The organism is Chryseobacterium sp. Leaf405 (assembly GCF_001425355.1).
Taxonomy (GTDB): domain Bacteria; phylum Bacteroidota; class Bacteroidia; order Flavobacteriales; family Weeksellaceae; genus Chryseobacterium.
This window is the reverse complement of sequence record NZ_LMQN01000012.1, coordinates 203,820-223,277: the sequence shown is the minus strand read 5'-3', so window position 1 is coordinate 223,277 and position 19,458 is coordinate 203,820. Positions and strand designations below refer to the sequence as shown.

The window sequence follows — 19,458 nt, the reverse complement described above, 5'->3', positions numbered from 1 at the left end:
AATGTAGTGGAAATTCGGCAAACAGACTACGCTTTTGCTAAAAAACTTTCGTAAGACGACTGCACAGAAACCGTGCCATCTGACAGGATTTTCTCTAATTTTAGAAATTCGATCTGGTTTACAAAGGTTTGGTCAAAATCCTTCTGCACTCTCACATAATTCTCTGTGAAACCGAACATTTTCCCATCTTTATTTTCATGTTCCCAAAGTACGGGAAGCGTTTTACCAAGCTGAGTCTGATAAAATGCCATCTTTTTCTTTTCAGAAAGAATTCTCAGCATTTTATTACGTTTTTTTCTTTCAGGAATCGGTACAATCCCTTCCATTCCTACCGCTTCGGTATTTTCTCTTTCAGAATATGTGAAAACGTGAAGATATGTAATCGGAAGATCATTCAAGAAATTATATGTTTCCATGAATTTTTCTTCTGTTTCACCAGGAAAGCCAACAATAATATCAACACCGATTGCAGCATCAGGCATTACTTCACGAATTTTATGAACTCTGTCGTTATATAATTTTGTTAAATAACGACGCTTCATTTTCTTCAGCAAATCATCACTTCCGGATTGCAAAGGAATATGAAAATGCGGAACAAAGCTCTTACTTTTTGAAACCAGCTCGATACTCTCATCTTTTAAAAGATTTGGTTCGATAGACGAAATACGGATTCTTTCGATTCCTTCAACCCGATTTAATTCTGAAATCAAATCTAAAAAGGTATGTTCGTGTTTTTTGTTTCCAAATTCACCTTTACCATAATCACCGATATTCACGCCAGTTAAAACAATTTCTTTGATATCTTTTGCCGCAATTTCTTTGGCATTCTCAATCACATTTTCGATGGTGTCTGAACGGGAAATCCCTCTTGCCAAAGGAATAGTACAATAGGTACATTTATAATCACAACCGTCCTGAACTTTCAAAAAAGCTCTTGTTCTGTCACCAATGGAATAACTTCCGATAAAGAAATCAGTCTCCTCAATTTCGCAAGAATGAACGATTCCTTCATTTTCAGATTTCTCCAAATCATCAAGATAACTTAGAATATTGAATTTTTCTTTAGCTCCAAGAACTAAATCAACACCAGTAATTTGTGAAATTTCTTCAGGTTTCAACTGTGCATAACACCCAACGATCACTACCAAACCATCAGGATTGGCTTTCATCGCTCTTTTTACGTGAAGTTTGCACTCACGATCGGCGTTTTCAGTTACTGAACAAGTGTTGATAACATAGATATTCGCTTTTTCATCGAAACTTACCTTGTCATACCCTGCATCTGTTAATTGACGGGCAATAGTAGATGTTTCCGCAAAATTTAATTTGCAGCCAAGGGTGTGAAATGCGGCAGTTTTGTGAAAATTTAACATTATTTACTCCTGAATTTTAGTGGTGCAAAGATAGCAATTTAATATTATTTATAAATTGATTCGATCTATCGATCTGTTTTATCTTTCATAATCCGGTTTAATCGAGAATCATACTGCTAAAATAAAAACCAAGTTAAGATTTTTCACGTATATTAATAGTAAACGGAAAATATGAATTGTAAAATCAGTCATTTTATGAAAGATTTAAATTCTTTAGATACAGATCATCTTGAAAAATGGTTTACGGACGAAAGTACAATATGGATTCCGCCTTCTAAAGAAATTTCAGGCAAGAACAGAATTTTAGCTTTATTCAGAGCTATCTTCAGGCGTTACGAAAATATTGAATGGCGTGTTTCTGAGATTTTTTCTTTGGGAAATGAAAAATATTTTTATCAAACTAATTCTTTAGGAAATCTGTCGGGAAAAGGAACTTATGAAAACGAAATCTGCACAATCATTCAGTTTTCGAAATGCGGTAAAATCCTATATCTCTCTGATTATTTTAAAGATACAAAAGTATTTAATTAAAAAACCGCCACTCTTGCGACGGTTTTTCTATTTTAAACATTATTTTATTCCCTGTTTTTTACCATCACCCATCCTGAATATTTGAATAAGGTGCTCTTTTTATCATTTTCATTCCAGGTTACCGAATACCAATATGTGCCAGTCGGAACTTTTTTGCCGGCAATTGTTCCGTCCCATTTATAGCCGTTGGATTTATCTGCCTGGAAAATCTTAGTTCCATATCTGTCAAAAATATTGAATATCAAGTTTTGTTTATTTCCCAATGCTGAATAATCTATCACATCATTAATACCGTCTCCATTTGGCGTGATAACGTTTACCAAATTAGGCACAACAATCGTAATATCAATTGGTTCACAGTCGTAAGCATCTTTCACATGAATATAATTATCACCTCTCGGAACATTATTAAATACATTAGAATCCTGCCAATTAATCCCATCCATTGAATATTTATAAGGAGCAGTTCCTCCTATAACGTTTACAGTAACCGTGGTACTCGCAATTTCAACATTTGCGATGACAGGTTGCTCAGAAGGATAAACTTTTACCTTTTGTGTTGTAATACATTGTCCGGTTTTTAGTTTTACCCAATATGTTCCAACTCCGACGTTAGTAATCGTCTGAGTAGTTGCGCCCGTGCTCCATTCGTAGCTGGCAAATCCGGGACCCGCATCTAATGTTGTTTTATCTTCTATACAGATAATTTTATCTTCCAGAATATTTGAATAAACCGGCGGAATAACTACTAATGTTACTTTAGCAATGGCAAAACATCCGTTTCCGTTAGTAACTTTTATAAATATAACTCCATTTGGCGCAATGTAAGGATTTGCAGAAAGTATCTGATTAGTTCCGTTTTGAGCATCTGCTAAAGAAGGATAATATGTTTTAGTAATTCCAGACTGTGTGGTTACCGCGGCAAGAGTAAGATCAAACGATCCCATTGAAGGATTTGAATCAATAAAACAAGCTCTTAAAGTCGCATCATTTACGACCACAACAGGATAAAATTTCAGAAAAATCTGTGCAACAGCAGTACATCCGAACTGAGAAGTAATTTTCACATAAACAGTTCCTTCAGCAGAAACAAAAGCTGTCGGATTGGGGATTTCATTAACACCCAAATTCAGATCTGACATCGTTTCATAATATTTTTTTGTTGCCAAAGGATCGCCAAAAACAGCTGCCGTCGTAAGGTTGAATGTCGCCAAACCCACATTGTTATTATTACAGCCAAAAAGCGTAACATTTGTACCAGAAATATTTCCAAGTTTAAACTTAAACGGTCCAATCTGTCTGCAACCGTTAATAGGATTAGTCGGATTTGCCGGATCCTGATAATGAATACTATAATAATACGTTGTAGTCGTATTAATCGTCTGCGGAGATAAAATAGGATTTGCCCCCGACAAAGCATCATTTTGTGAGACATGATAACTTATTTCAAAATTAGGATTGCCATTTAAAATTCCTACAGATAAAGTAGAAAAATTAAATATAGCAGGAGTTTCACAGACGATTACTTCTTTAGGATTTGCAGGATTTGCCGCCGGAATTCCCGGTGGAACAAAAGGTTTCGGCTGTATAATAGGATCATTAAATGGTGATGCCAACGTAGCCGTTCCTCCCCAAGTTAAAGAAAAAGGAGCCAATGTAGGATTAAAAACATCAACCCAGTTATCAATATACAAATAGTACGTTTGACCCGGTAAAACATCCAAATATCTGCAATAGGGAGTTGTAGAACCTCCTGCCGCACTCAGAATTGTACTTGTCATATTCAATCCTGTAGCTGCGCCAACTCCGATAACAGTTGCTGCATTACAACGTATCGGAGCACCTAAGCTTCCACAGGTAACGTTCGGTCCGTAGACTGCCCAGTCATAATCTGCATCCGGATCTGCGGGAATAAGATTAAAAGTAAGAGTTCCACCTGTAGCAATGGTAATTTTATACCAGATAGAATTATGCTCACCCGATACCATACATCCTCCTAAGCTTTCGTTGACTGAGCCAATTCCCGAAGGTGAATAGGTAATATCCGAATTTCCACAAACGCTGAGTGCCGTTGAACAATCGGCCTGAGAGAAGAATATTTGTGATATAAACAGTAAAAAAAGTAGTAAAAGTTTTTTCATATATTTTCAATTTGTTATTAATTTTTAATCCTAAAACAGTGTATATCAAATATAAAGAAATTATATCAATATTAACAAAATTAAAGAATCATAATTCAATAAAAAAGGAAAAACAATGAAATTTTGACAACAAATTACTTTATACTCGTGATATTTCCGCAAAGATTTTCCAGATGAAAAATTTTATGAAACGGACTTTTTACTTCATGCAAATGTTCTTTATCCTGAATAAAAGTATAACGGGAAGCAATAGAATTCATATCTGACACGATAACGAGCCAGCATTCATCAACAGAAGTATCATAATACGGGAATTTTTCATTCTTTTTCTCTATTAATTCCAAAATTTTCTCTGAACACAATTCATCAAAAAGATTCATATTATATTCATGAGTAATAAAAACATTTCTGCGGTGAAAAGATTTTCTTACGCTTTTTACACAACCAAAGGGCTTAGCTTTTTTAATACTTTTGTAAATATTAAGAATAATTTCCTGTTGATTTTCCAGAGAATCCAATTTCATATTTGAGTTGAATTCTAAAAAATAAACACCACGATATTTCGTAGTGTCTTCCTGTTCCAATAATATTTCTGCCTGACGGAAAATTTTGTTTAAACTGCTTTCCACCTTTTTCATTTCAAGATGATTGATCACTTCAGTTAATTCTATTCCGATTTTTTTGTCATTTAATTTTGCAATGAAGTCGGGGCTTTCGCACGTTAAATCCTCAAACTTAACTTCAGGAAAATGATGCATAAATGAATTAAGAAGTAAAATTTCTGCTTTCTTCTTGTATTTTTCACGGTCATGAAGACGGGATTCGTCTATAGTACGATGATATTTTTCGATCGGCTTTTTTTTCAAATGTCGATTCAGATAATATAAACTCAGATTTTTAATTAAATCTTCTTCAGAAAATGCCTTTTTCATGCTTAAATTTATTATCGTTACAGCATATAAAACCGAGGTTTCACATCAGAAAGGTTTTGATTTTCAAAAATTTACACATTAAAGGTAATTAAAAAAGAGATTCAACAAACATTTTTAAAGTTAATTTATCAGATAATTAATGTAGGGTTTAACTATCATAATCGATACCTTTACTCTTCAAACACTAAACTATTATATATGGATTTTAAGAATTTTAAAATACCCTTCAGCGTCAATCCACAATATTCAAAAAAAGTTGCCTATTTTTCTATGGAATTTGCCATTGAGCAGGTTCTGAAAATATATTCGGGAGGACTGGGATTTTTAGCAGGCTCTCACATGAGAAGTGCTTATAATTTGAAACAAGATTTGATAGGAATCGGGATTCTCTGGAAATTCGGTTATTACGATCAGGCGAGAAATCACGACCAGACCTTACAGCCAACGTGGACAAAGAAAATGTACAGTTTTCTGGAAGATACGGGCATCAAATTTCAGATCGAAATTCACAGCGCACCGGTTTGGGTAAAAGTCTATTACCTTGACCCTGAAATCTTTCACACCGCTCCGATGTTCTTCCTCTCAACGGATGTTGCTGAAAATGATCATGTTTCAAAAACAATCAGTCATAAGCTGTATGATGCGAATGAATCTACAAAATTGGCTCAATATATTTTATTAGGAAAAGGCGGTGCGCAATTGCTGGATGAACTGAATATTGAAAGAGATATTTATCATTTAAATGAAGCACACGGACTGCCCGCTTCTTTTCATTTATTGAAAAAGTACAATGGAGATTTAAATAAAGTAAAAGAAAAGTTAGTTTTCACGACTCATACTCCCGAAGAAGCAGGAAATGAAAAACATAATGTAAGACTTTGCCACGATATGTCGTATTTTTCAGGATTCAGCATAGAAGAAGCAAAAAATATCGAAGGTTTTGATGATGATAAATTCAATCATTCTCTTTGTGCGTTGAAAATGGCGAAAGTTGCCAACGGAGTTTCCCAGCTTCACGGCGTAGTTTCAAGAGCCATGTGGAGCAAATATCCGGGAATTTGTGAAATTACTTCCATTACCAACGCTCAGGAATTCAAATATTGGGCAGATAAACCGCTTTATAACGCTAAAGATGAAAATGACGAAACAGTTTTTGATTTTCGTAAAAAGCATTTAAAAAAGAGATTATTTAAAATTGTAGCAGACCAAACGGGAAATCTATTTAATCCAAATGTTTTCACGATTGTTTGGGCAAGGAGATTTGCAGGTTATAAACGTGCAGATTTGCTGTTACATGATAAAGCAAGATTTTACAAATTATTAAATCATCCAAAATATCCGGTGCAGATTATCTGGGCCGGAAAACCCTATCCGATGGATTATTCTTCGATTTCTACCTTTAATTCTTTGGTTGAAGAAAGCAAAAACTACAAAAACATGGCAGTTTTGACGGGTTACGAATTGTCATTAAGTAAATCTCTGAAACAAGGTTCAGATTTGTGGTTAAATAATCCTAGAGTTCCAAGAGAAGCTTCAGGAACTTCAGGAATGACAGCAGCAATGAATGGATCGATTAACTTATCAACAGATGACGGCTGGATTCCTGAATTTGCAAAACACGGAGAAAATTCTTTTGTAGTTCCAAAAGCAGATTATATGAATATGAGTATTTATGAACAGGATAATTACGACTTAAACAAGTTATATGAAATTCTTGAAAACGAAATTCTTCCAACTTATTATGATCAGCCAGACCAATGGAGGAAAATTCAGTATAATTCTATGGATGATGTAAAAGATCACTTCAACAGCGATAGAATGGCTGATGAATATTATAGAGTTTTGTATAATTATAAAGAATAATTCTTGAAAGAGAGTAAATATTACTCCGTCATTTAGAGTAGATTTTGAAAAAATCGTATCGAGAAATTTATTTAAAAAATCTCGATACATTCTCTTCATTTCATTTCGAAAATTAATCGAAATGACGATGAAAATATTATAATTGGTTTGAAAATGAATAAAAAAAACGGTTTGAAAAAATTTTCAGACCGTTTTTATTTAATTAATCTTTTTTCTTTTTAGGCACTTTTAAACCTGATTCTTTCGCTTCAGAAATCCCGATGGCAATTGCCTGTTTTCTGCTTGTAACTTTTTCACCCGAGGAAGATTTCAATTTTCCTTCTTTGAATTCGTGCATTACCTTTCCAACTTTGTCCTGAGCTTTTTCTGAATATTTTGTCTTGCTCATGATATTATATTTTAAGATTTTGGTACAGCTACTCCTATTTCGTAAACTTTAGCATGTTTCAAATATTTTGAACGCTCTCTTGAAGTTACCGATTCAAATTGATCATTTTTAATCACAACAATCGGATCTTCTGCATTTTCAATTTCAAAATTCGCTAAATATCTTTCATCAGGTGGAGATTGTTGAAGTTTTGCTTTAATTTTCTGCAATTCATCAGCATATTTTCTAAAACCAGGATCAGATGAATGGATAAATTTATATTCTGCACCTGCATCTACAAAATAATGAAGTTTTTTTTCAATTAAATCTGCATCACTACAAATTTCTGGATTGTCATTTCCGTCTTTGAACCCTACTTCCACCAATTCTCCGTTTTTTTTGTTCGCACATTCCTGTGCATCATTAAAACTTGAGAATCCTGTATATATTATTTGGTTATCTAACTCGTATCGATTTAGTTTTTGGTTAAAGGCATTCGTTTCCATAATTATTATTGATTTGATTATAGTTTATATATTCAATTTATTTGCCAAAATACTTTTTATTTAAAATTTCACTAATGAATGATATTTTTCATTAAATTAGAGCCGTTATTAAAAATTATAATCATTATGAAAAATCTCAAAAAAATCTCAAGAGAACAGCTAAAAGAAGTGAAAGGTGGAATTTTACCAGGAATGAAAAGATGTTATGATGAAGCAACTTGCCAAGTTACAATTTATTATGCTTTAAGTATGCTGAACAGCCCTTGTGCAACAGATTTACCTGTATGTCTTCCTCCACAGGATTAAAATCTTTAAAAATAATTAAATAAACAGAATTCATCAGAGTTCTGTTTTTTTTATTTATGCTAAAATATTATCAAGAATTATTAAATTTGAATTCTTTAAAATTAGAAATGAAAAAATTCTTACTAACGCTTACAATTGCTGCAGCTTTCCAAAGTGTATCAGCACAGGAAATCACTTTAGATAAAATATATTCAGGATATTACCGTGGGAAAGGCATTGCCGGAATCACTTCCATGAAAAACGGTGAAAATTATCTGATCATCGAACAAGGCGGAATTGCAAAATATTCTTATAAAACTTCTCAAAAAGAAGGAAACTTGGTCGACGGACAATTCGAAAGCTATGAATTTTCTGATGATGAGTCTAAAATTCTTTTGCAAAAGGAAAGTCAGCCAATTTACAGACATTCTTTTTTAGGAAAATTTGATGTAAAAGATTTAAAATCAGGGAAAGTAATTTCTTTAAATGAAGGTAAATTTATTCAGGAACCGAGATTTTCTCCTGATGCTACGAAAATAGCTTTCATCGTTGATAATAATATTTTTTATCAGGATTTAAATTCAGGAACAATTACACAGGTTACTAAGCATGGTGTTAAGAATAAAATTTTAAACGGTCTTGCAGACTGGGTGTATGAAGAAGAATTCGGGCACGCAAGATTATATGAATGGACAAAAAATTCGGATGCTATTCTTTTTGTAAAACTAGACGAAACGGAAGTTCCGGAAATTTATATTCCGATTTATGGCAAAACGCTTTATCCAGGTGAAATGCGTTATAAATATCCAAAAGCGGGAGAAAAAAACTCAGTGGCTTCTGCACATATTTATCAGTTAAGTGACGGAAAAAAAACGAAAGTTAATTTAGATAACTACAAACATTATTATATTCCAAACGTTATTCAGACGGCGAAACCTGACGAAATTGTATTGCTTACTTCCGACAGAATTCAAAATGCTTCTGATGTGTTAAAAGTGAATACAAAAACGGGAGCTGTTCAGAAATTATTCACAGAAACTGATGAAAAGTGGATTGATACAGACAGTCCGACTTTAGAATTTTTAGAAGATAATTCTTTCCTTTGGGGTTCTGAAAGAGATGGAAACCGTCATTTATACTGGTACGACAAAGATGGAAAACTGAAAAAACAGGTAACAAAAGGAAACTGGGAAGTAACCGATTATTACGGTTATAATCCAAAATCTAAAGAAATCTACGTTCAGACCACCGAAAAAGGAAGTATCAATAAAGTCATTTCAAAAATTAATATTGAAAACGGAAAATCTCAGTTGATTTCAAATACTGAAGGAAATAATTCTGCAAATTTCAGTAAAAACTATAATTATTTCATTGAAACATCATCTACCGCTGCAAAACCTTATATGTTTGTATTAAAAGACGGGAAAGGAAAAGTGGTAAAAGAACTTCAGAATAATGATGCTCAGCTTCAAAAATTAAAAGCTGATAATTTCACTGAAAAAGAATTCATCACCATTCCAAACGATGTGGGAGATCAGATGAATGCGTGGATTATTAAGCCTAAAAATTTTGATAAAAACAAGAAATATCCATTATTCATGTTTCAATATTCTGGTCCGGGATCTCAGCAAGTTGCAAACTCTTGGGACAATGGAAACGGAATCTGGTTTGAAATGTTAGCGCAAAAAGGCTACATCGTTGCTTGTGTTGACGGACGTGGAACGGGTTACAAAGGCGCTAAATTCAAGAAAGTAACGTACATGAATTTAGGAAAACATGAAATAGAAGATCAGATTACCGCTGCAAAATGGTTTGGAAATCAATCTTACATTGATAAATCCAGAATCGGAATGTTCGGATGGAGTTTCGGAGGTTATATGACGAGTTTGGCAATGACAAAAGGTGCCGATGTTTTCAAAATGGGAATTGCAGTAGCACCAGTTACCAACTGGAGATATTATGATTCTGTTTACACCGAAAGATTTTTAAGAACACCACAGGAAAACCCTGATGGTTATGATAGAAATTCACCAACCGAATATGCTAATTTATTGAAAGGAAAATTCTTATTAATTCACGGAACTGCCGATGATAATGTACATTTTCAAAATTCTATGGAATTCTCAGAAGCGCTGATTCAAAACAAAAAACAATTTGATTTTATGGCGTATCCTGATAAAAACCACGGAATCTACGGCGGACAGACAAGACCTCAATTATATCAGAAAATGACTGATTTTATTTTGGAGAATTTATAATTTCCGAAAAATCACATAAAAAAATCACTCAAGCTTTGAGTGATTTTTTTATTATTGAGGCGAAATTTTAGTCATGCTCTTAAAAATCATAATGAACTGATAAACCATAATGTGTGGGTTTCATTTTTGTTACCTGCTTATAAAAAAAATTATCCATTAAACTATTGATTCTATCTTCAAAAACATTATCGGAATCACTTGTTGATAGTTCAAAATACTCATCATATCTAGAATTATCTAAAATATTTTCGAAATGTAATTCCAATCTTATTTGAATTGCATCTTCCTCATTATCGAATCTAAAAGCTCTTTGAAACTCTATTCGAAGATAGTTGTAACTTTTAGTTGTGATTGAAATGCCTAAACTATCATAACGTAAGATAAACATATCATTTGGGTTTACATTTAAATAAAAATCAACCATTTTAACTTCTAAATAATGATGAAGCATCGCCTTAAAAGCATTCTCGGTGATAAAAGTATCTCTAGAATCAAAAAGATCCAAATATTTTTCAATTGATGCTATCAGAAGTTTTTCCATTCAGTTTTAGCATTAAATACAATTTTTATTAAAATCAGTCTTCACTAAATGAATATACAATCTTAGTTTTCACTGACAAATATATTTTGTGTAGTTTTATTTATTCAAATTTAATAAAATTCAATTATTCTTTTTAAAATTTTATATTTGTGAAATTTGAAATTATCAACTATGAAGACTAAACATCCTAAAGGATTGCCTTTCCTCTTCTTTACTGAAATGTGGGAACGTTTCGGATATTATTTAATTCTCGGAATTTTCGTATTGTATGTTATTGAACCGACTGGTTCCAAAGGTGGTCTAGGACTTCCTGATAAAACGGCAGACGACATTTTTGGAACTTATATCGCTCTAACTTATCTGACACCTTTTATCGGAGGATTTTTGGCAGATAGAGTGTTAGGATATATCAAATCTATTTACATAGGAGGAATTTTAATGGCAGCCGGCTATATCGGAATGGGAGTTTTCAAAGATCTTACGTTGTTTTATTCTTCATTAGCTTTAATTATCATTGGAAATGGTTTCTTTAAACCTACGATTTCTACATTACTTGGAAATCTGTATTCTGAGGAACCATATAAAGCCAATAAAGATTCCGGATACAATATTTTTTACATGGGAATTAATATTGGAGCGTTTATTTGCAACATTATTGCAGCATTTATGCGAAATAAATTCGGTTGGGGCGAAGCATTCATCACTGCCGGAGTCGGCATGTTAATCGGTATGGTCATTTTTACCATTGGTAGAAAACATTATATCCACGCAGCACAAATGAAACCTGTACAGGAAGGCGACACCAAGCTTTCTGAAATTCTGCTTAAAGTATTTTTACCCGCTATCATTGCTGGAGCAATTGGTTGGATGATCCCAGGAAATATCTTCGGAAGCGATAGTACAGACGCCTTCATCTTAGCTTGTATTCCCGTGATTTATTTTTATGTTTCATTATACTTTAAAGCTAAGCCTGAAGAGAAATCTTCTATCGGTGCACTTCTATTGGTATTTATGATCAGTATGTTCTTTTGGGCAGTTTTCAAACAAAATGGAACAGCCTTAACAAGATGGGCAAATTATTACACCGACAGAAGTGTTCCTGCCTCACTTGAAAAACCATTGGAAGATATTTATATGGTGGAAGGAAAAAGCTACAAGGATAAGGAAGTTCCTGTATATAACGACCAATATCAGTCTCAAAAAGATGATAACGGTAAAGCCATTAAAGTAACAGGAAAAGATGTTTATTTTAAAAATATTTCGCCCGAACAAAAGGCTTCATTAGAACAAAATCCTGAAAAGCAAGTCTTTTTATATAATACCGAACTCTTCCAATCTATAAATCCGTTTTGGGTAATTGCCTTAACACCTGTTGTCGTAGGCTTTTGGGCACTGCTAAGACGAAAAGGAAAAGAACCTTTAACGCCAACAAAAATTGTTTTAGGTTTATTTATTTCGGCGCTCTCCTGTTTGGTTATGGTACTTGCTGTAATGGCTGGAGAAAACGGAGTCGTGAAAGTTTCAGCATTGTGGCTGGTAGCGAGCTATGGAGTCATTACAATCGGAGAACTTTGCCTGTCGCCGATGGGACTTTCTTTTGTTTCTAAACTTTCCCCTGCAAGACTTACCGCCTTAATGATGGGAGGTTTTTTCCTCGCAAACTCAGTAGGGAACAAACTTTCAGGAATTCTGGCAAGCACATGGTACAGCTATGATAATAAAATGAATTATTTCCTTGTGAATTTTGCTTTATTGATATTTGCCACACTTTTAGGACTTTCCATGTTAAAAAAATTAAATAAAATCATGAAAGAAAAAGGACATTAATATTACCTTATCATAAAGAATATGAAGCTGTAGAATCATTCTGCAGCTTTTTTATTTAATTATAAAATTAAAACCTTGCCGAAAACCCAAAAAAAACTATATTTGTCAGTCTTAACAAAAATTAACAATAAAAATGGATAATATTGAAGCATTAAGTCCGAAACAGGATGAATTTGTAGAGAATAAAGGTTCCAGACATCCAAAAGGATTATGGGTTCTTTTCGGAACCGAAATGTGGGAGCGTTTCAATTTTTACGGAATGAGAGCACTATTGACGCTTTTCATGGTAAATTCCTTATTAATAAAAGAAGCAGATGCAGCAATCATCTATGGTGGGTTTTTAGCTTTATGTTATCTTACTCCTCTTTTGGGAGGTTTTATTGCCGATAAATATATCGGAAACAGAAACGCCATTTTAATTGGTGGATCTTTAATGGCAATTGGTCAGTTTTTACTATTCATAAGTGCATCGAGTTTCTCGGCAGATCTTGGAAGTGCAAAGACAATCATGTGGCTGGCACTATTCGTTATTATTTTTGGTAACGGATTCTTCAAGCCAAACATTTCCTCAATGGTGGGAAGTCTTTACCCAAAGCAAGAAAAATCAAAATTAGACTCTGCATTCACCATTTTCTATATGGGGATTAACATTGGAGCGTTCTTAGGTCAGTTTATCTGTCCATACGTAGGAGATGTGAAAGATGCAACAACGGGAGTAAGAGATATTTTTGCTTTCAAATGGGGATTCTTAGCAGCTTCTATTGCAATGGTAATCGGAACAATTACGTTCTTTATTCTTAAAAATAAATATGTTGTAACACCCGAAGGAAGACCTATCGGAGGTTTACCAAAAAACAATACAAGTGAAGATTTCGAAGAAGGAGAAACTCAAACTGCAAAATTCTCAGGTTCTGCTTTAGGAATTACAGGAGCTATTTTTGTTGTTTTATTCTTTGTGTTTAGATATTTATTAGTGGGAGAATTCGGGTTCAAGGCAGTAGAAATGGGGCAATTAATTAAAGGAATTATTTATCCTTTTATTTATGCCGCAGGTATTTCTTTGGCGTTCTTAATTATGAGTTCAGCTGAAAACAAGATTGAAAGACAAAGAATCTGGGTAATTTATATCGTATCATTTTTTATCATTTTCTTTTGGGCAGCTTTCGAGCAGGCAGGTTCTTCATTAACATTTATTGCAGATAACCAAACAGACAGAAACATCTTTGGATGGAATATGCCGCCTTCAATGGTTCAGATTTTCAATGGTATTTTCGTTGTTGCTTTAGCAGTTCCTTTCAGTTTGTGTTGGGATAAATTAAGAGCGAAAGGAAAAGAACCGGTTTCTCCTATGAAACAGGCTATGGGTCTTGCTTTAATTGCTTTAAGTTATTTCATCATCGCACACAATGTTAAAGATCTTGGAAATTCAGGATTATTGGCAATCAAATGGCTGATGGTATTATATTTCATTCAGACTTGTGGTGAACTTTGCTTATCACCAATCGGTTTATCTTTGGTAGGTAAATTGGCTCCAAAAAGATTCGCTTCTTTATTATACGGAGTTTTCTTTATTTCTAATGCTGCAGGTTACGCTTTGGCAGGTTCTTTAGGAGCACTAATTCCTGCTACAGGAGATAAATTCTCTAAAGCACAGGAAATTGGAGTAAATCTTCAAGATGTTTTAGATAAAAAAGTGACTTTAAATGCAGATCAGGTTGCTGCTTTCGAAAAAGCTCAATTACCTTTAGCAAATCCAACTTTTGTAGGATTTGAAATCCACAACTTATTCGAATTCTTCATGGTATTCGTAGTTCTTTGTGGTATTGCTGCGGTAATTTTAGCTTTAATTTCACCAATCTTAAAGAAAATGATGCACGGTGTAAACTAATCCGCATCAATAAAATATAATGAAAACCTCTGCTAAGTCGGAGGTTTTTTTTATTTTCGTGTGTTCTTTATCAATTACAATACTTGACGATTGCTTCAACAATTAAGTAGATTGATAAAATTCTTACTTAAAAATTCAATCATATATAATTATGAGTTTAACTTTAGATGAAATACAAAATTTCAAAGGAAAATATCCAAAGCAAATCTGGAGTCTGTTTTTCTCTGAAATGTGGGAACGTTTCTGTTTCTACGGAATGCGCGGAATGTTGGTTTTCTTTATGATTTCTCAACTTAATTTCCATGAGAAAGAAGCCAATCTACAATACGGAGCAACGCAGGCATTCGTCTACGCTTTTACCTTTGTTGGCGGACTTTTCGCTGATAAAATATTAGGATTCAGAAAGTCTCTTTTTTGGGGCGGACTTTTAATGATTGCCGGAAGTATAATTTTAGCAATAGATCCACACAAATTTTTCTTTTTAGGGATCGCATTTACTGTTGTAGGGACAGGTTTCTTTAAGCCGAATATTTCATCAATGGTGGGTCAGTTGTACAAACCAAATGACTCAAGAGCAGACGCAGGTTTCTCACTTTTCTATGCGGGAATTAACCTTGGAGCGTTGCTTGGGGGATATTTATGTATTGCTGTGGGAAAAGGTGAACTTTTTTCAACTTATATACCTGAAGAATTAAGATGGCATTTAGCTTTCGGATTTGCTGCTGTTGTAATGGTAATAAGCTTAATTAATTTTGTCTTTACCCAAAAAAGCTTAGGTTCTATTGGACTTCAGCCGGGACATCCAAATCATGAAATAAAATCTGCGCCTATCCCAAAATGGCAGGAATACGGAGTGTATGTTTTATCATTAATTTTCGTTCCGATTATCATGATTATGGTTTCTGTGCCTGAATATACAGATTATTTTATGTGGACTGTCGGACCACTAACATTGATTTATTTGTTCTACGAAATGTCAAAAGTTACTGTCGCAGAACGTAAAAAGCTATGGGCGGCTTTAGTTTTCATTTTATTCTCCATTCTATTCTGGGGAATTTATGAGCAAAGTGGAGGTTCGTTAAGTATTTTCGCAGCAAAAAATTTAAATAAAGATTTACTTGGTCTTGATCCGAATGGTGTGAATAACTCCGGAGGTGCATTCTTTATCATCTTTTTAGCTCCATTGATTGGATTACTTTGGATTTGGCTCAGTAAAAGAAAAATTGAACCCAATACTATCATCAAATTCGGGTTAGGATTTATTTTCCTTGGGTTAGGTTACTATGTTTTATTTGCGACAAGACTATTCGCTAATCTTCAGGGGATCACTTCATTGAATTTCTTTACGATTGCCTTATTGGTTATTACTTTGGGAGAATTATGCCTCTCTCCTATCGGTTTATCCATCATGACAAAACTTTCTACGAAAAATCTCCAGGGAATGATGATGGGAATGTGGTTTTTGGCTTCAGCTTACGGACAATACGTTGCGGGAATCATAGGAGCTGGCTTGGCAACAGCAAAAGAAGGCTCTACTAATTATGATGCTTTGATCACTTATACTGATGGATATAAACAATTGGGATTATATGCAGTAATTGCCGGAGTTGTATTAATTTTGATCTCTCCATTTGTAAAAAAATTAATGCAGGAGGTGAAATAAAGATAAGTAATTGCTTATTTTTACTTAAATATCACATCATGAAGAAAATTATAAGCATAATCTTTCTCTTTATATTCAGTTTTGGCTTTGCGCAGGTGAAGTGGATGACAATTGAAGAAGCTTTGAAAGCACAAAAAGAAAGTCCGAAAAAAATATTGATCGATTTTTATGCAGACTGGTGCGGGCCATGCAAAATCATGGACAAGAAAACATACGGACATCAGATTATTGCTGATATTATCAATGAAAATTATTATCCTGTAAAATTTAATGCGGAGGAAAAAAATTCAATTGAAATTTTCGGAAGAACGTTTTCAAATTCTAATACCCAACATAGAAAAGGAAGAAACTCGATGCACGAATTTACAGAATACATGAACGTCGCTGCAGTTCCGAGCACAGTTTTTTTGGATGAAAACGGCGGACCGATAACCATTCTACAAGGAGAATTATCAGCTAAAGAACTGGAACCTTATTTAGAACTGATTTCGAAAAATTTATTTAAGAAAATAAAAACCAGAGATCAGTGGGAAGATTATCAGAAAAAATTTAAATCGAAAATAAAAGATTGATTTTAGAGATTAAACTAAGAAAATATAATTAAGACTTTCAATTTTTTGGAAGTCTTTTTTATTTTACCGAAATTCGAACTTTTATTTTTTTATCCAAAATTTAAATCAAAAAAAAACGAATCTTCTATCACGAACCCAGAAAAATGAATCTCGAAACTTCCATAGAATATGTAAAAGGAATCGGTCCTGAAAAGGCCAAAGTCATCAAAAATGTCTTGGGAATTTCTAATGTGGAAGATCTTCTGAACTTTTTTCCTCTGCGTTATCTGGATAAAAGTAAGGTTCATAAAGTGTCTCAGCTTTATGATGTGACAACTGATATTCAGTTAAAAGGAAGAATTACGAATGTTCAGGAAATACAAACCGGAAAAATAAAACGTCTTTCTGCCAAATTTAATGACGATACGGGCTCGATGGATTTGGTTTGGTTTCAGTATTCAAAATGGTTGAAAGAGCAGCTTCCCATTAATCAGGAAATTTTTATTTTCGGGAAAATAAATGTTTTTAACAATCAATATTCTATGCCGCATCCGGAAATAGAAGTTGAAGAAAAAAAAGACACTGAAAATCGTTTAAGACCCATTTATCCAAGTTCGGAAAAATTAACCAAAAGAGGTCTCGGACAAAGATTCTTTCAAACTGTTTTAAGAAATATCTGCAAAGAAATTCCGAATCTTATTCAGGAAAATTTTCCTGATTATATGAGGAAATCTTTTCAGTTTTTATCAAGACAGCATACCTATCTTAATATCCATTTCCCAAAAGATATGGAGCATTTTGATAAGGCAAATTACCGTTTGAAATTTGAAGAATCTTTCTTTTTTCAGTTAGGATATGCATTAAAAAAACTTCATCATAAAAGTCATACGATTGGAAATCCATTTCCGGTTGTTGGCGATTATTTCAATGATTTTTATGAAAATCATCTTCCGTTTGAACTTACAGGTGCTCAAAAAAGAGTGTTGAAGGAAATCCGGCTTGATATGAAACGTCCGATTCAAATGAACAGGCTTTTACAGGGAGATGTAGGTTCAGGAAAAACAATGGTCGCTTTATTGACCATGTTAATTGCCATGGATAACAGCTTTCAAAGCTGTATAATGGCTCCAACGGAAATTCTTGCACAGCAACACTATAATGGAATTAAAGAACTGTTAGAAAATACCAATATTAATGTAAAACTTTTAACAGGCTCAACAAAAGTATCTGCACGGAGGATTATTCATGAAGAACTTGAAAACGGACAACTTTCTATTTTGGTGGGAACTCATGCCGTTTTGGAAGATAAAGTGAAGTTTAAAAATCTTGGTTTAGCGATTATCGACGAGCAACACAGATTTGGGGTGGCACAAAGAGCAAAACTTTGGGCAAAAAATAAAATCCCACCGCATATTTTGGTGATGACAGCGACTCCAATTCCGAGAACATTGGCAATGAGTTTTTATTCTGACTTGGATGTTTCTGTAATTGATGAAATGCCGGTTGGAAGAAAACCCATTATCACTGCTCACAGAAGGGAAAAAGACAGAGCGTACGTGTATAATTTTTGCAGAGAAGAGATTCAAAAAGGGCGACAGGTTTATTTTGTATATCCTTTAATTGAAGAATCTGAAACATTAGATTATAAAAATTTAATGACCGGGCTTGAAAATGTAATGGATAATTTTACCCATTATAACGTCACCATGCTCCACGGAAAGATGAAACCTAGCGAAAAAGATGATGCCATGAATTATTTTGCTTCGGGTAAAGCAGAGATAATGGTGGCTACAACTGTAATTGAAGTGGGAGTAAATGTTCCGAATGCTTCTGTTATGGTGATTGAAAGTTCTGAAAGATTTGGTTTGTCACAACTTCACCAACTTCGTGGTCGTGTTGGTCGAGGTGCCGAACAGAGTTACTGTATTTTAATGACTTCCGACAAACTTTCTAAAGAAAGCAGAACCCGTATTAGGACCATGACGGAAACCAATGATGGCTTTAAAATTTCTGAAGTTGATATGCAGCTTCGCGGTCCAGGAGATATTTTGGGGACACAGCAAAGCGGCATTGTAGATTTTAAAAGATTGGATTTAGTGAATGACGGTGCGATTATAAAAACCACAAAAAAAACCGTTGAAAAAATATTAGAAAACGACCCTTTATTAACTAAAACAGACCATCAGATTATCAAAAATTATTATCTGAGAAACTATAAAGGAAAAAATAAATGGAGTAAAATTTCATAAAAAAACCGCAACAAGATTTCTCGCTGCGGTTCCCCCTTATAAAACTGTTATTTAGAAGAAATTACTTTACTTCAAAAAAAATGACTCTAATTTATTTCATATAATATTTTATGATTTGGTGTGATTTGAAAATATTTTTATAATATTGATTAGGTGTCTGAATAAAAAAACAAAACGAATTATAATTTCCAATTGTTATTATAAAAACTAACTTGTTTCTTTCGACTAAAGGTTTTTAAAATGAAACGAATATTGCCTTTAGCCTACTAAATAAGTTTTCATGATTGTACCGTTTTTTTAAAGATCTTCTTCGCTTATTAATTGGAAGTTGCTATAATTCATTTTGTTAACTAACATTGTGATTAATATTATTAATTTCAGTCAAGAATTTTTATGCCTGAAAATTTTGATAACATTTTGAATTATATATTCACTATTATGTGAGTATTAATACAGCAAATATAAAAATTAAATTTCACATAA

General features: G+C 33.5%; 15 protein-coding genes. 9 read left to right on the top strand and 6 right to left on the bottom strand.

Annotated features, from left to right (window positions below; translation table 11 throughout):
* Nucleotides 1-26: 26 nt before the first annotated feature.
* Entirely contained in the window at nt 27-1,373 is a 1,347-nt protein-coding gene (mtaB, locus tag ASG22_RS07165) for a tRNA (N(6)-L-threonylcarbamoyladenosine(37)-C(2))-methylthiotransferase MtaB (RefSeq protein ID WP_055982550.1), read from the bottom strand.
* A gap of 195 nt (nt 1,374-1,568) precedes the next feature.
* On the opposite strand from mtaB, the gene ASG22_RS07160 reads away from it, so the two are divergent.
* Complete coding sequence (locus ASG22_RS07160; RefSeq protein WP_157844709.1) at nt 1,569-1,904, top strand: nuclear transport factor 2 family protein; 336 nt, start codon at nt 1,569-1,571, stop codon at nt 1,902-1,904.
* Nucleotides 1,905-1,948: 44 nt separating this feature from the next.
* On the opposite strand, the gene ASG22_RS07155 is transcribed toward ASG22_RS07160, so the two are convergent.
* Nucleotides 1,949-4,045, bottom strand: a complete 2,097-nt coding sequence (locus ASG22_RS07155) for a T9SS type B sorting domain-containing protein (protein WP_055982546.1) — start codon at nt 4,043-4,045, stop codon at nt 1,949-1,951.
* 134 nt (nt 4,046-4,179) lie between these two features.
* The gene (locus ASG22_RS07150) at nt 4,180-4,977 is read right to left on the bottom strand and encodes a hypothetical protein (RefSeq protein ID WP_055982544.1); all 798 of its coding nucleotides are present in this window, start codon (nt 4,975-4,977) and stop codon (nt 4,180-4,182) included.
* Between the two features lie 198 nt (nt 4,978-5,175).
* Between ASG22_RS07150 and glgP the strand changes: the two genes are divergently transcribed.
* Nucleotides 5,176-6,840, top strand: coding sequence for an alpha-glucan family phosphorylase (gene glgP / locus ASG22_RS07145; protein WP_055982543.1), 1,665 nt, complete (start codon nt 5,176-5,178; stop codon nt 6,838-6,840).
* Nucleotides 6,841-7,042: 202 nt separating this feature from the next.
* Here the strand turns inward: glgP and ASG22_RS07140 are convergent, their stop codons facing one another.
* Both ASG22_RS07140 and ASG22_RS07135 read right to left on the bottom strand, forming a co-directional pair.
* The gene (locus ASG22_RS07140) at nt 7,043-7,228 is read right to left on the bottom strand and encodes a DUF6496 domain-containing protein (protein ID WP_055982541.1); all 186 of its coding nucleotides are present in this window, start codon (nt 7,226-7,228) and stop codon (nt 7,043-7,045) included.
* Nucleotides 7,229-7,239: 11 nt separating this feature from the next.
* Entirely contained in the window at nt 7,240-7,713 is a 474-nt protein-coding gene (locus ASG22_RS07135) for a hypothetical protein (RefSeq protein ID WP_055982540.1), read from the bottom strand.
* Nucleotides 7,714-7,839: 126 nt separating this feature from the next.
* On the opposite strand from ASG22_RS07135, the gene ASG22_RS07130 reads away from it, so the two are divergent.
* Nucleotides 7,840-8,019: a bacteriocin-like protein gene (locus ASG22_RS07130; RefSeq protein ID WP_131726164.1), complete on the top strand. Its 180-nt coding sequence runs from the start codon at nt 7,840-7,842 to the stop codon at nt 8,017-8,019.
* A gap of 107 nt (nt 8,020-8,126) precedes the next feature.
* Nucleotides 8,127-10,256, top strand: a complete 2,130-nt coding sequence (locus ASG22_RS07125) for a S9 family peptidase (protein WP_055983464.1) — start codon at nt 8,127-8,129, stop codon at nt 10,254-10,256.
* Nucleotides 10,257-10,335: 79 nt separating this feature from the next.
* On the opposite strand, the gene ASG22_RS07120 is transcribed toward ASG22_RS07125, so the two are convergent.
* Complete coding sequence (locus tag ASG22_RS07120; RefSeq protein ID WP_055982536.1) at nt 10,336-10,797, bottom strand: hypothetical protein; 462 nt, start codon at nt 10,795-10,797, stop codon at nt 10,336-10,338.
* A gap of 171 nt (nt 10,798-10,968) precedes the next feature.
* Between ASG22_RS07120 and ASG22_RS07115 the strand changes: the two genes are divergently transcribed.
* From ASG22_RS07115 to recG, 5 genes are all read left to right on the top strand, one after another.
* Nucleotides 10,969-12,624: a peptide MFS transporter gene (locus tag ASG22_RS07115; protein WP_055982534.1), complete on the top strand. Its 1,656-nt coding sequence runs from the start codon at nt 10,969-10,971 to the stop codon at nt 12,622-12,624.
* 133 nt (nt 12,625-12,757) lie between these two features.
* The gene (locus tag ASG22_RS07110; protein ID WP_055982532.1) at nt 12,758-14,512 is read left to right on the top strand and encodes a peptide MFS transporter; all 1,755 of its coding nucleotides are present in this window, start codon (nt 12,758-12,760) and stop codon (nt 14,510-14,512) included.
* Nucleotides 14,513-14,663: 151 nt separating this feature from the next.
* On the top strand, nt 14,664-16,175 hold the full coding sequence (locus ASG22_RS07105) for a peptide MFS transporter (protein WP_055982530.1): 1,512 nt from the start codon (nt 14,664-14,666) through the stop codon (nt 16,173-16,175).
* 38 nt (nt 16,176-16,213) lie between these two features.
* On the top strand, nt 16,214-16,747 hold the full coding sequence (locus ASG22_RS07100; protein ID WP_055982528.1) for a thioredoxin family protein: 534 nt from the start codon (nt 16,214-16,216) through the stop codon (nt 16,745-16,747).
* A 143-nt stretch (nt 16,748-16,890) separates the two neighbouring features.
* Nucleotides 16,891-18,975, top strand: a complete 2,085-nt coding sequence (recG, locus tag ASG22_RS07095; RefSeq protein WP_055982526.1) for an ATP-dependent DNA helicase RecG — start codon at nt 16,891-16,893, stop codon at nt 18,973-18,975.
* The last annotated feature ends 483 nt before the right edge of the window (nt 18,976-19,458 follow it).

Coding starts and splice junctions, on each gene's coding strand:
- mtaB (WP_055982550.1), bottom strand. CDS start 1,373: ATGTTAAATTTTCACAAAACTGCCGCATTTCACACCCTTGGCTGCAAA.
- ASG22_RS07160 (WP_157844709.1), top strand. CDS start 1,569: ATGAAAGATTTAAATTCTTTAGATACAGATCATCTTGAAAAATGGTTT.
- ASG22_RS07155 (WP_055982546.1), bottom strand. CDS start 4,045: ATGAAAAAACTTTTACTACTTTTTTTACTGTTTATATCACAAATATTC.
- ASG22_RS07150 (WP_055982544.1), bottom strand. CDS start 4,977: ATGAAAAAGGCATTTTCTGAAGAAGATTTAATTAAAAATCTGAGTTTA.
- glgP (WP_055982543.1), top strand. CDS start 5,176: ATGGATTTTAAGAATTTTAAAATACCCTTCAGCGTCAATCCACAATAT.
- ASG22_RS07140 (WP_055982541.1), bottom strand. CDS start 7,228: ATGAGCAAGACAAAATATTCAGAAAAAGCTCAGGACAAAGTTGGAAAG.
- ASG22_RS07135 (WP_055982540.1), bottom strand. CDS start 7,713: ATGGAAACGAATGCCTTTAACCAAAAACTAAATCGATACGAGTTAGAT.
- ASG22_RS07130 (WP_131726164.1), top strand. CDS start 7,840: ATGAAAAATCTCAAAAAAATCTCAAGAGAACAGCTAAAAGAAGTGAAA.
- ASG22_RS07125 (WP_055983464.1), top strand. CDS start 8,127: ATGAAAAAATTCTTACTAACGCTTACAATTGCTGCAGCTTTCCAAAGT.
- ASG22_RS07120 (WP_055982536.1), bottom strand. CDS start 10,797: ATGGAAAAACTTCTGATAGCATCAATTGAAAAATATTTGGATCTTTTT.
- ASG22_RS07115 (WP_055982534.1), top strand. CDS start 10,969: ATGAAGACTAAACATCCTAAAGGATTGCCTTTCCTCTTCTTTACTGAA.
- ASG22_RS07110 (WP_055982532.1), top strand. CDS start 12,758: ATGGATAATATTGAAGCATTAAGTCCGAAACAGGATGAATTTGTAGAG.
- ASG22_RS07105 (WP_055982530.1), top strand. CDS start 14,664: ATGAGTTTAACTTTAGATGAAATACAAAATTTCAAAGGAAAATATCCA.
- ASG22_RS07100 (WP_055982528.1), top strand. CDS start 16,214: ATGAAGAAAATTATAAGCATAATCTTTCTCTTTATATTCAGTTTTGGC.
- recG (WP_055982526.1), top strand. CDS start 16,891: ATGAATCTCGAAACTTCCATAGAATATGTAAAAGGAATCGGTCCTGAA.